Annotated in this window: 14 protein-coding genes and 1 other annotated feature; all 14 genes read right to left on the bottom strand. The window is 38.1% G+C overall.

Annotation, left to right across the window (positions count from 1 at the left end; genetic code table 11):
* The coding region (locus HMPREF9013_RS04475; RefSeq protein ID WP_006627192.1) for a leucine-rich repeat protein at positions 1–466 on the bottom strand (466 nt) is incomplete at its 3' end.
* A gap of 86 nt (positions 467–552) precedes the next feature.
* Positions 553–3,195, bottom strand: a complete 2,643-nt coding sequence (gene ppdK, locus HMPREF9013_RS04470; RefSeq protein WP_006627191.1) for a pyruvate, phosphate dikinase — start codon at positions 3,193–3,195, stop codon at positions 553–555.
* 136 nt (positions 3,196–3,331) lie between these two features.
* Positions 3,332–5,947: a valine--tRNA ligase gene (locus tag HMPREF9013_RS04465; protein WP_006627190.1), complete on the bottom strand. Its 2,616-nt coding sequence runs from the start codon at positions 5,945–5,947 to the stop codon at positions 3,332–3,334.
* A gap of 32 nt (positions 5,948–5,979) precedes the next feature.
* Positions 5,980–6,171, bottom strand: a binding site (T-box leader).
* Positions 6,172–6,203: 32 nt separating this feature from the next.
* On the bottom strand, positions 6,204–6,461 hold the full coding sequence (locus tag HMPREF9013_RS04460; protein ID WP_006627189.1) for a hypothetical protein: 258 nt from the start codon (positions 6,459–6,461) through the stop codon (positions 6,204–6,206).
* Positions 6,458–7,471: a Holliday junction branch migration DNA helicase RuvB gene (gene ruvB, locus HMPREF9013_RS04455; RefSeq protein ID WP_006627188.1), complete on the bottom strand. Its 1,014-nt coding sequence runs from the start codon at positions 7,469–7,471 to the stop codon at positions 6,458–6,460. Before ruvB ends, HMPREF9013_RS04460 begins: the two co-directional genes overlap by 4 nt.
* 13 nt (positions 7,472–7,484) lie before the next feature.
* Positions 7,485–8,063, bottom strand: a complete 579-nt coding sequence (gene ruvA, locus HMPREF9013_RS04450; RefSeq protein ID WP_006627187.1) for a Holliday junction branch migration protein RuvA — start codon at positions 8,061–8,063, stop codon at positions 7,485–7,487.
* A gap of 58 nt (positions 8,064–8,121) precedes the next feature.
* Positions 8,122–9,396 (bottom strand): GTPase ObgE, encoded by a 1,275-nt coding sequence (gene obgE / locus HMPREF9013_RS04445; RefSeq protein ID WP_006627186.1) that lies wholly within the window; start codon positions 9,394–9,396, stop codon positions 8,122–8,124.
* 51 nt (positions 9,397–9,447) lie between these two features.
* Complete coding sequence (gene rpmA, locus HMPREF9013_RS04440; protein ID WP_006627185.1) at positions 9,448–9,741, bottom strand: 50S ribosomal protein L27; 294 nt, start codon at positions 9,739–9,741, stop codon at positions 9,448–9,450.
* Complete coding sequence (locus HMPREF9013_RS04435; RefSeq protein ID WP_006627184.1) at positions 9,738–10,052, bottom strand: ribosomal-processing cysteine protease Prp; 315 nt, start codon at positions 10,050–10,052, stop codon at positions 9,738–9,740. The genes rpmA and HMPREF9013_RS04435 overlap by 4 nt, the downstream gene beginning before the upstream one ends.
* A complete protein-coding gene (gene rplU / locus HMPREF9013_RS04430) occupies positions 10,052–10,363 on the bottom strand; it encodes a 50S ribosomal protein L21 (protein ID WP_006627183.1) in 312 nt (103 codons plus the stop codon). The genes HMPREF9013_RS04435 and rplU overlap by 1 nt, the downstream gene beginning before the upstream one ends.
* Positions 10,364–10,654: 291 nt before the next feature.
* Positions 10,655–11,248 carry an MptD family putative ECF transporter S component gene (locus HMPREF9013_RS04425; protein WP_006627182.1) on the bottom strand — a complete coding sequence of 198 codons (594 nt, stop codon included), beginning with the start codon at positions 11,246–11,248 and terminating at the stop codon, positions 10,655–10,657.
* 11 nt (positions 11,249–11,259) lie between these two features.
* The gene (locus HMPREF9013_RS04420) at positions 11,260–13,434 is read right to left on the bottom strand and encodes an ATP-binding cassette domain-containing protein (protein WP_006627181.1); all 2,175 of its coding nucleotides are present in this window, start codon (positions 13,432–13,434) and stop codon (positions 11,260–11,262) included.
* A gap of 11 nt (positions 13,435–13,445) precedes the next feature.
* Entirely contained in the window at positions 13,446–14,066 is a 621-nt protein-coding gene (locus HMPREF9013_RS04415; RefSeq protein ID WP_006627180.1) for a TetR/AcrR family transcriptional regulator, read from the bottom strand.
* Between the two features lie 275 nt (positions 14,067–14,341).
* Complete coding sequence (locus HMPREF9013_RS04410) at positions 14,342–15,130, bottom strand: hypothetical protein (protein ID WP_006627179.1); 789 nt, start codon at positions 15,128–15,130, stop codon at positions 14,342–14,344.
* Between the last annotated feature and the right edge of the window lie 127 nt (positions 15,131–15,257).

Raw genomic sequence — 15,257 nt, 5'->3', positions numbered from 1 at the left:
AGTATGAAAATGCTTTGTTGCCTATCCCTTCTAATCCCTTCGGTAAACTGACTGTCTTTAATTTAGAACAATCCCGAAACGCTTCATTTCCGATCGCTTTTACAGGTATTCCTTCGATGTTTGATGGAATTATGGCTGAAGTGATGGTTTGATCTGCTTTTACAATCGTATTCTTAGTTTTATTAAAGTAAATATTCCCATTTTCAACCGGATAAATAAGATTCCCATGTTTATCCAAGGCACTAGTTTTTCTCATCACTTGTCCTCTATGCTGAGTCATCTTTTGTAATTGGTGCATCGGATATTTTAAAGTGGTCATTTGACCGCTTGTTTTTTTATTGGATACATCAGTCTCTTTCTTGGTTGGTTGTGCTTTGGCATAAAGAATCGTATCCACCGGTAAAATACCGATCAATAAAGCAAGCGTTAGTACAAGCACTCCACAACGTTGTAATGTCTTCATCATCTTTTCATTCTCCCCAGAATCTATTGTATTAAGTTCATTTTGTCATAAAAAGGGAACCTTTAAAAAGTCCCCTTTATGTAGTTTGATTATTGTTTCTCTAAAATAGCAGCTTGTGCAGCAGCTAAGCGAGCAATCGGTACACGGTATGGTGAACAAGACACATAAGTCAATCCAACTTTTTGGAAAAACTTAATACTTGCCGGATCTCCACCATGTTCTCCACAAACACCTAGATGAATATCAGGACGAGTCGAGCGCCCTTTTTCGCAAGCCATTTGAATCAATTGTCCAACGCCCACTTGATCTACATGAGCAAACGGATCGGATTCATAAACATGTTTATCATAGTAATCCGTCAAGAACTTGCTGGCATCATCTCTTGAGAACCCAAAAGTCATTTGTGTTAAGTCATTGGTTCCAAAGGAGAAGAATTCCGCTGTTTCAGCCAATTGATCCGCTGTTAAGGCGGCACGAGGAATTTCTATCATCGTACCTACTTGATAGTCTTGTTTAACACCAGCTTCTTGGATCACTTCATCAAACGTACTGCGTACCACATCCGCCACATAATCCAATTCCTTCTTTTCTCCAACCAAAGGAATCATCACTTCCGGCACTAGGTGATACTCCGGATGACGTTTGTTAACGGCTAAGGTTGCTTTCATAATGGCGCGTGCCTGCATACGACCGATTTCCGGATAAGTAACATCCAAACGACAACCACGATGACCCATCATCGGGTTAAATTCATGTAAGTTTGCGGAAGCCATGATGATTTCATCAACCGTCACGCCCAAATCTTTTGCCACTTGCTCCGCTTCTTGAGCTGTCTTAGGTAAAAATTCATGTAAAGGCGGATCTAATAAACGAATCGTCACACTTCTTCCTTCCATCGCTTCATAAATGCCTTCAAAGTCCGCTTGCTGCATTGGTTCCAATAAGGCTAACGCTTTTTCTCTTTGTTCATCATTCGTGGAAATACACAACTCGCGGATCGCATTGATTCTTTCTTGCGAGTTAAAGAACATATGTTCTGTACGAACCAAGCCGACACCTTCCGCACCGAATTCAAGAGCTTTGCGTGCATCTTCTGGCGTATCGGCATTCGTACGTACTTTCATCGTGCGGGTTTCATCTGCCCAAGTCATAAAGGTCTTAAAGTCGCCTGAAATCGTAGCCGGAACCGTTTCAATACGTCCCCGATACACATTACCGGTTGACCCATCTAGAGAGATGATATCTCCTACCTTATAAGTCTCCTGACCTACTGTAAATGTTTCAGCTTCTTCATCGACTTGAATCATGCCGGCTCCTGATACGCAACAAGTTCCCATCCCACGCGCCACCACTGCCGCATGTGATGTCATACCACCACGAACAGTTAAAATACCTTGTGAAACGTGCATCCCTTCGATATCTTCCGGGCTTGTTTCTAAACGAACCAAGATGACTTTGCGACCTAAAGAAGCCTTATTTTTCGCATCTTCAGCCGTAAAGACCACTTCCCCACACGCTGCCCCAGGAGAGGCCGCCAATCCTTTTGCAATAATGTCACCGGATTTCGCCGCCAAGGATTTTTGATCAAATTGAGGATGTAATAAATCATCCAATTGTTTTGGTTCCACCATCAAAAGAGCCTGTTCTTTTGTGACAAGACCTTCCATTTCCATATCCACTGCAACCTTTAAAGCCGCCGTAGCCGTCCGCTTGGCATTACGGGTTTGTAACATAAATAACTTGCCATGCTCAATGGTAAATTCCATATCTTGCATATCGTGATAATGTTTCTCTAAACGATTGCAAATTTCAATAAACTCTTGGTAAGCGTTTGGAATGGTCTTCGCTAATTCAGCGATTGGTTGAGGAGTTCGGATACCGGCTACCACATCTTCTCCTTGGGCATTCATTAAAAATTCCCCAAACAGCTTCTTTTCGCCAGTGGCCGGATTTCTCGTAAAGGCAACCCCTGTTCCACAATCGTTACCCATATTGCCAAACACCATTTCCATCACATTCACAGCCGTTCCCCAACTGGACGGAATATCATTCATACGGCGATAGAAAATTGCTCGTTCATTATTCCAAGAACGGAACACAGCTTCCACCGATCTTTCCAATTGAACATGAGGATCTTGTGGAAAAGTTTCATGTAAGTTTTCTTCGTAGAAAGCCTTAAAACGAGCCGTTAATTCCTTCATGTCTTCGCCATTCAAATCAATATCTAATTCAACACCACGTTGCTTTTTCACTTCATCAATGATCTTTTCAAATTTAGATTTATCTAAGCCCATCACAACGTCTGAGAACATTTGAATAAAACGACGGTAAGAATCATACGCAAAACGAGTATTATTTGATTTTTCTTCAATCACCTGAACAACTTCATCGTTGATTCCTAAGTTTAAGATGGTATCCATCATCCCCGGCATTGAAGCTCGAGCACCCGAACGAACGGAAACCAACAATGGGTTTTCTCGACTACCTAATTTCTTTCCGGTGGTTTCTTCCAACCAAAGAACATTTTTCTTAATTTCCTCTAAGATGGATTCATTGATTCTCTTCCCATCTTCATAATAAGCTGTACAAGCTTCTGTGGTCACTGTAAAACCTTCCGGTACTGGCATGCCGAGGTTTCTCATTTCGGCCAAATTAGCCCCTTTACCACCTAATAAAGCACGCATAGATCCATTTCCTTCTTGGAATTGATAGACATATTTCTGATTTGTCATAAAAGACCTCCACTACTAACTACTGAAATTTTAGTATAACCGCTTTCATTTCACAATATTTATCTTGCACTATCTCGATATTTACAAAAAAAATAAATGATTTTTTCCCAAAAAAAGAGAGAAGATTTTTCTCTCTTTATTCCTCTATATCTTTCAATTCTTTCAAACGAGTTAACACCACTTCATATTGTTTCCTATAGGTTTCTTGTTTCTGTTGTTCCAACTCAACTTTTTCTTTGGGAGCTTTTTGAATGAAGTTAGGGTTGGATAACATACCTTTACTTCGCTTGATTTCTCCTTCTAAACGAATTTTTTCTTTTTCCAGTTTTACTTTTTCTTCTTTCGGATCGCTTAATTCCTTCATGGCCAACATCAAGCTTCCTTCACGAAGAGTTTCAATAGATGGTTCACCATAAATCTCTTCCACCCATTCACACTTGGTCATCGTTTGAATCATTGACGCAAAATCAGCTTGTTTCTCAACCTTGTTTCCATCCAAATCTTTTAAACAGAAATGTAGAACGACATTGGGTTTTAAGTCGTGAATGGATTTCACTTCCCTCAATCTTGAAATCGTACTGACGATTCGCTCCATGGACTCCATATTAAAATCAGGTACTGCCATTGGAATTGGCCAAGATTCTTGTTGAATGGATTCTAAATGTTCCGGAAGATTTAAGTAGATTTCTTCTGTCACAAAAGGCATATAGGGATGCAATAAGCAAACAACAGCCTTTAGAACATACGCTAATGTTGCCTTAGTAGCGGCTTGTATTTCATGATGTTCACTTCTTAAATTTGACTTAGCTAATTCAAGATACCACGAACAAAAATCATCCCAAACAAAACCATATAATTCACTGCCTGCCAAGCCAAATTCATACTTATCCATATTCAAAGTCACCTGTTCAATTGTTTTGTTAAGCTTGGTCAAAATCCACCTATCAATGGAGTTTAATGATTTATTTTCTAAACGAAAATCTGTTGTGTCTTCTAAATTCATCAACACAAAGCGAGACGCATTCCAAATTTTATTGATAAAATTCCAAGCGGCTTCTACTTTTTCAGGAATATACCGCAAATCTTGACCAGGAGTGGAATTAGTCGTTAAGAAATAGCGAAGAGCATCCACTCCATATTGATCAATCACTTCCATCGGATCAATCCCGTTTCCTAATGATTTTGACATCTTTCTTCCTTTAGCATCGCGAATTAAGCCATGAAGCACGACATCTTTAAAAGGAGCTTGACCGGTAAAATGACGAGCTTGAAAAGCCATACGAGCCACCCAAAAGAAGATAATATCATAACCGGTACCCATCATACTGTTTGGATAATACCGTTTGAAGTCTTCCGTTTCCTTAGGCCAACCAAGGGTACTAAACGGCCATAAAGCACTGGAAAACCAAGTATCTAAAACATCTTCATCTTGTCTCCAATTTTCAATATCTTGAGGGGCTTCTTGTCCAACGTATATCTCCTTTGTGTCTTTATGATACCAAGCCGGAATACGATGTCCCCACCATAACTGACGAGAAATACACCAATCTTCAATATTTTCTAACCAATTGTTAAAGGTTTTTTCAAAGCGGGGTGGATAGAAAGTCATTTTTTCGTTTTCATCAGCTTGAGTCTTTAAAACATCCTGAGCTAATGGCTTCATCTTCACAAACCATTGTTCACTTAAGTACGGTTCCACCACCGCATTGGTTCTTTCCGAGTGACCGACTGAATGAACGAATTCTTCGATCTTCACAAGATGACCATTTTTTTCAATTTCTTTCACTAATTGTTCTCGACAAGCGTAGCGATCCATTCCTTGATAACAACCGGCTTTTTCATTCATCGTACCATCCGGATTCATTACCAAAACCGCTTCTAACTGGTGCCGTTTACCAATTTCAAAGTCATTCGGATCGTGTGCTGGTGTACATTTCATAGCTCCCGTTCCAAATTCAATATCCACATACTCATCTCCAATCACAGGAATCACATCCCCGTTGGCCGGATTGATGCAATATTGACCAATCAAATGCTGATAACGTTCATCTTTTGGATTCACCACCACGCAAACATCCCCAAACATCGTTTCCGGACGAGTGGTCGCCACCGTAAAACTGTCTTGACTATCTTTTACATCATACGAAAAATAGAACATTTTTCCCGGATCATCTTGATACACCACTTCAATATTACTTAAAGCTGTCTTAGCTTGTGGATCCCAGTTGATGATTCTTTTGCCACGATAAATCAAGCCCTCATGATACAGTTGTACAAAAACCTTACGCACAGCTTCATTTAAGCCTTCATCCATCGTAAATCTTTCTCTTGTATAGTCTAATGACAAACCTAATTTAGCCCATTGCGAACGAATCGTTGCAGCGTATTCTTCCTTCCAAGCCCAAGCGCGTTCTAAAAATTTTTCACGACCAAGATCATAGCGATTCAAACCTTGTTTCTTGAGTCTAGCCTCTACTTTTGCTTGTGTGGCAATACCGGCATGATCCATTCCGGGCAAGTATAGCACATCATATCCTTGCATGCGTTTATAACGAGCAATCATATCTTGAATCGTAGTATCAAAAGCATGGCCGATGTGTAAAATTCCCGTGACATTTGGTGGGGGAATCACGATAGTAAACGGCTCTTTGTGTTTATCTCCGGCTGTAAAATACCCCTTTTTTAACCATTGATTGTAGCAACCCTCTTCTACTTGATGATGGTCATATTTTGTGTTTAGTTGATGTTTCATACAAATCCTTTCCAAATAAAAACGTCCTTTTCACAAAGGACGTTCAAACAAACGTGGTACCACCTTATTTACTTCTTGTCTTCGATAACGGATTGCACCGATTTTTCTTACTTGAGTTCAGAAAAATAACTCCGGGACGACGACGCAAAGACTCGTATCTTTTTTCACCCACCAAAGACTCTCTACCACCAGTTTCTTTACTTACTTCCCATCACAGCTTTAACAGTATTATAGGTAACTTTCTTCATAAATTCAATCATCTTTGACTTAAATCGTAACTCAGCCAATGCTTCATGACTGGAATTCTTAAAATTCTTGGACAAAAGTAGGCGCTAAGACATAAACCCAAAATAGCCAAAGTCAGATTCATCCATGGCCCTATGGTGATAAATAACTCCAACAACCAAACGAAAAAAGCCAGTCCGGAAAATAACAGCACAAAGCTAAAGAAACTCGCCATGAAATACCGCAGTTTCATGGACAACAAATACCATTTTTCTTCTTTTTGTGTCATAAATCAAATAAACTTCCTTGTTGACGAATATGTAAGTGTTCGTAAGCTTTTTCTGTCACGACTCTACCTCTGGACGTTCGATTCACAAAACCGATTTGAATCAAATACGGTTCATAGACATCTTCTAATGTGGTTGTTTCCTCACTGATGGCATTTGCCAAAGAATCCAAGCCGACCGGACCACCATGAAAACGTTCGATAATTCCTTTTAAGTAACGAATATCCACTTCATCTAAGCCTAATTCATCGACATGCAACCGTTGTAAAGCGTCTCTTGCGATTTCATAGCTCAAATAGCCATGATTCAACACCTGAGCAAAATCACGAATACGTCGCAATAATCGATTGGCAATACGAGGGGTTCCTCTGGAACGCTTAGCTATCTCAATCACGGCTTTCTCCTCAATCGGGGTATCCAATACTCTAGCCGTTCGTGCCACAATTTTAGCCAACTGTTCTTGGGTATAATATTCCAATTTAGAAGTAATACCAAAACGATCTCGCAAAGGAGAACTTAAATCACCAGCTCGTGTCGTAGCTCCCACTAAAGTAAATGGCGGTAAATCCAGTCGCAAACTACGAACAGAACCACTATCTCCACCAATGGTCACATCCAACACAAAGTCCTCCATTGCCGGATATAATACCTCTTCCACCACCTTCGGTAGCCGATGAATTTCATCAATGAACAAAACATCACCCGGTTCTAGAACGGATAAAATAGAAGCCAGATCACCAGCCTTAGCGATACTTGGTCCACTGGTCACTTTAATTTTAGAGTTCATTTCATTTGCTAAAATATGCGCCAAGGTTGTCTTTCCCAAACCCGGTGGGCCATATAAAAGGACATGATCTAAAGATTCTTCTCTGGCCAAAGCAGCTTGAATATAAATTCGTAAATTTTCCTTTAAACGATCTTGACCAATATATTCTTGCAAACTGATTGGACGAAGACTTTCTTCTTCCTGCTCCATGGCCAAACGATCGGCTGTTACTAAACGATCCTCCATCACATCATCCTTTCTAACGAGACGCAAAGAACTTCAATCCAAAACGAATGTATTCTTCCGTTTTCATAGATGGTTGTTCCAACATCTTATTCCCTACCACATTCAAATCTCCACCTTTATATCCGAAATTTTTCAAAGCTTCTAGTGCTTCTTGAATTTCTAATGGATAGTTCATCATCTTCGTAGAACTAACTTCAACCGCCACTAATTTCCCTTGTAAATCAAGCACAATCTGGCTGGCACTCTTTGCCCCAATTCCCGGTAACTTCTTTAAAGCTGCCACATCTCCTTTTGAAATAGCCTCTGTAATCAAGGCATAACCCGATTTTTGTAGCATGGTCATCGCTGTTTTTGGTCCTAGTCCTTTAACGGATATTAAATTTAAAAATAATGTTTTTTCCTTAGAGGAAGAAAAGCCGTATAAACGCATATCATTTTCTGAAACAGACATGTGTGTGAACACTTGTAGTTCTTCTCCTACATGGACTTCTAGGCTATGAGGATAATACACCAGCCATCCCAATCCCTGATGATTGATAACAATGTAATCATCCCCGATTTCTGTAATCACACCTTGAATAAAAGCAATCATGGTTTACCTCACAATTTCCTATTAATCATATCATAAAAAGAAAATAGCACTATGTGTGCTATTCACTATATTCCATAATATACGTTCCCACAATGACGGAATCACCAGGCTGAGCACCGGCTTCTTTTAACGCCTTATCCACTCCCATTTTTTGTAAAGTAAGAGCGAATTGATAGACCTCTTCTGGTTTTTCAAAATCCACATCATCGCATAAATGATCCACTTTTGCGGAATCGACACGGAATTTCCCATGGCCCATATTCACGATCTTGAAATCCGGTTTCTTAGGTTCAAAGCGATACACCACTTCGCCTAAAGCCGTCGGGGTTTCCTTGATTTCTTCCTGTTTGCTGGCTTCAATCATCTTCATCGTGTCATAAAGAACCGGATCTAGCCCTTTATGAGTGATTGCGGATACTTCATATACCTTTAAATCAGGATAGGCTTTCTTAAATTCTTCCAAATGAAAAACAGCGTATTCATCGTCCATTTTATTTGCGACCACAATTTGTGGACGTTTTTTTAAAGAGTCGTCGTATTGAAACAATTCTTCATTGATAATGCGATAATCATCCACCGGATTACGCCATTCTCCTGACATATCAATGACATGAATCAGCACCCGACAACGCTGAATATGACGTAAGAATTCATGCCCCAAACCCTTACCTTCTTTCGCCCCTTCAATCAATCCCGGCATATCGGCTAACACAAAACCCCTTCCATCCGGTAAAGAAACCACTCCTATATTCGGTTCAAGGGTTGTAAAAGGATATTCGGCGATATCTGGTCGAGCATTGGTCACCACACTTAAAAAGGTACTCTTACCAACGGACGGATAGCCAATCAAACCGGCATCCGCCAACAAACGAAGTTCCACCACAACGGTCAAACTTTCCCCGATTTCCCCCGGTTGAGCAAATTCTGGGGCATCATTACGAGCCGTCGCAAAGTGCTGATTACCTAGCCCGCCTTTTCCACCTTTAGCGATCAATACTTTTTGACCCGGTTCTGTTAAATCAGCCAATAAATCGTGGCTGATTGCATGACGAATCATGGTTCCTAAGGGAACTGAAACAATGACATCATCCGCACTTTTTCCGTGCATTTTTTTAGTTAAGCCCGGCATCCCGTTGCCCGCTTTGATCGATTTGGTAAAGCGAAGTTTGGTTAAAGTTGTTTCGTTGGTATCTACTTGGAAATAAATATCTCCTCCCTTACCCCCATCGCCACCAAACGGACCACCATTTGGATAAAATTTCTCATGTCGCCATGCAACAGCCCCTTTACCGCCATCACCTGCTTTTAAAGCTATTTTCACAACATCAATCATGCCAGACTCCTTTCTTTAAAAAAGCTCCTGTTTCCAGGAGCATTCGTTTCATTAAGCCGCTTGTGGATACACAGAGACTTGTTTCTTATCACGACCTAAACGTTCGTATTTCACAATACCGGCGCATGTCGCGAATAAAGTATCATCCCCACCACGCATGACATTCTTGCCTGGATAAATTCTGGTACCACGTTGACGATAAATGATTGAACCGGCAGTAGCGAATTGCCCATCCGCCTTCTTAGCGCCCAAGCGACGACCGGCTGAGTCACGACCATTCTTTGTGGAAGATACCCCTTTCTTACTAGCAAAGAACTGAATATCTAATGTAAACTTAAGTTTCATTTGACTTTCTCCTTCTTAATTTGAATAAATTCTTGATTTTGATCACGAACCGTCTCACATTGAATATAAGCCGTTCGTAATATCGTATCCGTTACCTGATCAGGATTTAAAACCTCAATATCAATTTCATTTTCTTCCACCGATAACTTTTGTTGAGGTTTCATGGTTTCTAACGCATTCAACGTCCCAAAAGCAATACTACTGATAGCGGCACAGATAAGATCCCTTCCCGGTTCATCACTACCCGCATGACCGGAAAAGTGCAAGCCGATGAAATGACCATCCACTTCTCGAATCCGAATTTGAATCATTAGGCTTCAATGGATTCAACTAATAACTTGGTGTATGGTTGACGGTGACCTTGTTTACGACGAGTGGAGCCCTTCTTGGCCTTGTATTTGAAGATCATAATCTTCTTTTCTTTTCCTTGTTTTTCAATAACACAAGAAACCTTAGCCCCATCAACATAAGGAGCCCCAATCTTTGTTTCAGCATCAGAAACCAACACAACCTTGTCTAAGACAACCTTGTCCCCGGCTTCCCCAGCTAACTTTTCAACAAAGATAGATTGACCAACTTCAGCCTTGATTTGCTTTCCGCCTGTTTCGATAATTGCGTACAATTTACATACCTCCATTTCTTATCTTAAGACGCGCCATTAAGGGAGCTTACGCATTTATTTCAAACCCTTTTCTGTGCGGTTACCGACTCAAGAGGCGATAACGTAAATATGATACAGAAAAATATACTTTTAGTCAATTTTAAATGGCTTATTCTTCAACTGGATGCCCATTTTAATTTCTTCTGTTATACCCATTTTCACAGAAAACCTCTTCCTGATCATTTTTGTTTGTAGTTAAACTTATTTGACCAAATGAATTTTTTGTCACATATTGACTATCCGTTCTCTTTTTTATAACAATTCCTGTGTATTCACTTCTTTTTCCAAAATATGTTTCTTGACCACTTTATTTCCTATATAAGCACCTATAGTAGCAGCTACTATCACCAAAACAAGTAGTATCAGCGATCCCCAAGAAGCAATCATTTCACCGGCTTTTGTGATATTTGAAACCAATTCTTTTCCCTTGATACTTCCTAACGTTTTATTTAAAGCAACGGTATAGGGATAAATCACACTTCCTATAGAAGCCAAAGTTTGCTGAATCACATAGCTAATACCAATTGATGTCAAATTTCCATATCCATGTTTGTATAATAACAACTCAGCTATTAAACCTGAAATCATAAACATTAAGATATATGGCGGATAAAACGCTATCACTCCTTGAATAAAAGAATAGATCAGAAATGCTCCCTTCTTTCTCACTTTTACTCCAATCACGAAAAAAACTACCCCTTGCAATAATGAATACATCACCGGAGTCAGTAGTATGGTCATCGGTGTCGCATACATAAATGTCCCTAACGAAAAAATCAAAATATTACATAACGATAATAATGTAACCGTAACTATGTCTTTCACTTTCAAACTATTTTTATTCATCTTTCATCCTCCTATTTTTCAAATATATTGATTATTAAAATGAATGTCATACCAATCATCAACAAATAATCAAATAAGTTAAATCGCAAAGAGATATAGGAACCTTTCTTGTGTTTTAAGCCTATTCCTCTAGTTTCGGCGGAAGCTGATAATGTTTCTCCTATTCTGATCACTCGGAAAACTAAGGAAATAACAAGTGCTTCCAAATACGCCAGTTTTTTTTGAATGATGTTTTTACATGTACCACTTCCTCTCATTTTTAAAACCTGCCTCGATAAATTAAAGTCATTTTGAAGTACTGGAAAAAATCTAAATGAAACAGACAAAATCAATAATATTCTCTCAGGTACTCCTATTTTTCGTAATCCTGCAAGCATATAAGTGGCTCCACGCCCTCCTAAAAGAATAGGAAACAGAGAAAATAAAAGAATAAACCTCGGTAACAGATTTGCCATAAACCATGTCATTTCACAAGGAAACATCCTCTCAAAGCCATAGATAGTACTTATTATGCTTGCAGTGACTATAAAACTCTTGTATCTTCTATTGACGATCGAAAACAGAAGTGCTAACAGATTGTATTCAAAAATCAGCTGCTTATGATCAATTCCCACCGCTATCATACAAAAAAATAAAAACAATAAATTAGTTCTCGGATCCAACCATTTCTTTCTTTTTTTAGGGGAACTCCTATTTTCAAAATCATTTGTTTCAAAAATTTCAATCATATTTTTAATGCTTTCATGACTGTTGATTTCACAAATCCGTTGTATAACACCATCATGAATCTCTAAGCACTTATTCGAAACCGCAGCAATCAATTCTAAATCATGACTGATTACCACCACTATCTTTTGTTTCTTCATTTCTTTGATCAGCTCTATTATCGTATCTAGACTTTTTTTATCCAGACCCGAGGTCGGCTCATCTAACACAATCATCCTCTTATCTGAAAGATAGGCCATCATTAAAGTTAATTTTTGCATCTGACCGCCGGAAAGAGAAAAAGGATGTCTATTCCTATACTCCCACATATCAAATTTTTTAAGCAAGGGTTCTATTTCCACATATCTGGATGGATTCAAACCATATTTCAGTTCAAGCAATACGGAATTTGTAAAAAACTGAAATTCGGCTTCCTGCATAATAAATAAACTTTCTTGTACTAATTTTTTAGAAGACATTTCTTCCCCATTTAGAAATATACTTCCACTTGGAGACCTAAGTAATCCGGATATACATTTTCCTAAAGTTGTTTTCCCACAGCCATTCTTTCCAATAAGACAAGTAATTTCTCCTGAAGATGTCGTCAAAGATATATCCTTTAAAATTTTTTGTTTCTGATAGCTGAAAGATAAATTTCTGACTTCCAATTTGTCACTTCCTATATCTGATTGTCCGCTTTGTATTTGTATCTGTTTCAAATCAGTCACTCTTAAACCCAAATCATTCAATTCGCTTGGCGAAAATGCCAGCAATTGATTCTGCTCATATTTTTCATATATAGAACCATTTTTCATGAGCCAAAATTCATCTGCTAGGCCTTGTAAATAATAGAGTCTATGTTCACTTATTAGGAGTGTTTTCCCTTCTTTCTTAAGTAGTAACAAAATTTCTTTCAACTTTTCGATGGCCAAATAATCTAAATTTGCGGTCGGTTCATCGAATAAAATTATATCGGTATCCATTGCCCAAGCAGCCATAATGGCTATTAGTTGCCGTTCTCCACTCGACAATTTAAAAACTTCTCGATTTTCTAAATATTCCAAGTTGAATTTCGAAAAGGCTTCTTTTGTTCTTTCTCTTATTTTTTCAAAAGACAACCCTTTATTTTCCAAACCAAAGGAAACTTCTGTATCACTTTCCATTGTGAAAAATTGACTTCTTGGATCCTGGAAAACAGATGAAATCAGTTCACCAACTTCACCCATATTTTTATGACTTATATTCTTATCATTGACTAATATATACCCATTAAAGATACCCTCATAAAATTCAGGAATCAAATGATTTAGACATCTGAGCAATGTCGATTTTCCTGATCCACTTCCACCACAAAGAACCACGCATCTTCCTTTTGATATACTGCCCTTCACATGACTCAAAGCTTTTTCTTTCTTTAATTCATATGAAAAATCAATTTTAAAATCTAAAACGGGTTCACCTATTTCATTTACCTTATCCATAGAATTCATCCTTATTTCATAAAATCTTTGAATGTTTTTTCCCAACCGGCTTCAATGAATTCCCCTAACATTCTGATATATTCAACAGTTTCATCTTTGCTATACCCTTTTTCTATCACTAAGGTATATACATTAAATTGTTGTTTTATTAATAATTCCACTAAATCTAGTTTTATCTCACTAATATCTGAAACCATATTTTGCTTGATAAATTTTTTTGTTTCAGACACTTTGTTCTCCATCATTTCATGAAGCATCATTTCAACCGAACTACCTTTACTACAACACAACAACAGTCTACATTCATCATAATGTGCAAATAAAATATCAATATATCCGGCAATTTCTTTCTCTATATCCTTCAAAAAACGATCAAAATTTTTATCCACACAATAACGGATATATGCTTTTTTATTATCTTTTCTTTCTTTCTCCAAAGCTTGTAAAAAACCTTCTATCAAACTACAAAAAAGTTCATCTTTTCCTTGATATCTTGTATATATAGCTCCGGTGGTTACTTTCGCTCTTTTAGCTATCTGATGAATTGAAGTTGATTGGAACCCATTTTGTAAAAATTCCTGTTTAGCCGCTTCAATGATTGGATGATCTAATTCATGATTTTTATTTGCCATACCTACTTCTCCGTAATGGTTATATCAATAATCACGTTATTGATAATGTTATTATTGATTATACACTAATTCCTTTTATATGACACCATTTAAAAGTACCTATGATTCATTTTTCCTGCAAATTCTTTTAGAAAATCTGGATCAGAAAAATGGTAAGTGACCGCTATCAAGCTCCTAGATGATTGAGATTTTCTATCCACAAAAAATAACAATCAGTGTCCACTAAGGCACTGATTGTTTTAATTTATATGAAAATATTCAACTATAGGTGGTATTTATGATTCCTCAGGCATAAGCAAATCCGCTTGATAAAAAGCAATATGTTCAAAAGCCACTTTATGCCAATCATCACTCACACTTCCATCTTTGTTCATAAAAAACGTAGAATTCATATATCGTTCCAGGATATATTCACTAGTTTTTTGGTCAAACCCATTTCCTTTACTAAAGTCAATCCCTCTACCGGTATTTTTAGCCATCACCGCTTCCAAAATCGGCAATGTGAGTTCATTGACCGGAACTTTCATATCAGGCATATCCCAAAATCCGCCTTTTTCCTTCGTATAAACCAAAAGATAACTTAAAGTTCCATTAGAAGCACATTGAACCCTACGGATATCCGACAGTTTCACCTGATGCTTAGCTCCGATCAGCGCCCCTTCTTTAAGCCTGATTTTCTTTTCTTTCAGGGAAAAAGCAACTTCTAAATCAAGACTATCTAAATTGTTTGGAAATGCTTCGGTTAATTTATTCTCAGCAAACGCAATCAGAATGGATTTGGTTTCTACAATATTATTCCCTTGAATCGTCCGTTCTGGCCTTACCGACACATCCGTATCAATTTCTTCCATATTCTTCCAATCCAAATCACGAAAAGTCACTAAATAATGCTGATTTGAATTGCAATAAGTAAGGGGAAGAATGGATCCAACTTCTGTAAATTTGATATCCACCGACTTTTTCCCATCGGCTGAGGCATACGTGACTCCCTCACTATCCACCTGTAACCGATATTTCCCTTGACTATCACAGTTAAACGCTGCGTTTTCAAAAACTCTCTTCATTTTCATCTTCCTTTCTGCACTTTATATGATGATCCATAATCCAATTATAATCTCTTCACACCTTTTTTCAAACACTATAAATCATCATAAAAATCAAAGAAATGGATGAATAAATCCGCTGATTTCT

It is taken from the genome of Bulleidia extructa W1219 (genome assembly GCF_000177375.1).
GTDB classification, from domain to species: domain Bacteria; phylum Bacillota_I; class Bacilli_A; order Erysipelotrichales; family Erysipelotrichaceae; genus Bulleidia; species Bulleidia extructa.
This window is presented reverse-complemented; position numbering and strand designations above follow the sequence as displayed.

Coding starts and splice junctions, on each gene's coding strand:
- ppdK (WP_006627191.1), bottom strand. CDS start 3,195: ATGACAAATCAGAAATATGTCTATCAATTCCAAGAAGGAAATGGATCT.
- HMPREF9013_RS04465 (WP_006627190.1), bottom strand. CDS start 5,947: ATGAAACATCAACTAAACACAAAATATGACCATCATCAAGTAGAAGAG.
- HMPREF9013_RS04460 (WP_006627189.1), bottom strand. CDS start 6,461: ATGACACAAAAAGAAGAAAAATGGTATTTGTTGTCCATGAAACTGCGG.
- ruvB (WP_006627188.1), bottom strand. CDS start 7,471: ATGGAGGATCGTTTAGTAACAGCCGATCGTTTGGCCATGGAGCAGGAA.
- ruvA (WP_006627187.1), bottom strand. CDS start 8,063: ATGATTGCTTTTATTCAAGGTGTGATTACAGAAATCGGGGATGATTAC.
- obgE (WP_006627186.1), bottom strand. CDS start 9,396: ATGATTGATGTTGTGAAAATAGCTTTAAAAGCAGGTGATGGCGGTAAA.
- rpmA (WP_006627185.1), bottom strand. CDS start 9,741: ATGAAACTTAAGTTTACATTAGATATTCAGTTCTTTGCTAGTAAGAAA.
- HMPREF9013_RS04435 (WP_006627184.1), bottom strand. CDS start 10,052: ATGATTCAAATTCGGATTCGAGAAGTGGATGGTCATTTCATCGGCTTG.
- HMPREF9013_RS04425 (WP_006627182.1), bottom strand. CDS start 11,248: ATGAATAAAAATAGTTTGAAAGTGAAAGACATAGTTACGGTTACATTA.
- HMPREF9013_RS04420 (WP_006627181.1), bottom strand. CDS start 13,434: ATGGATAAGGTAAATGAAATAGGTGAACCCGTTTTAGATTTTAAAATT.
- HMPREF9013_RS04415 (WP_006627180.1), bottom strand. CDS start 14,066: ATGGCAAATAAAAATCATGAATTAGATCATCCAATCATTGAAGCGGCT.
- HMPREF9013_RS04410 (WP_006627179.1), bottom strand. CDS start 15,130: ATGAAGAGAGTTTTTGAAAACGCAGCGTTTAACTGTGATAGTCAAGGG.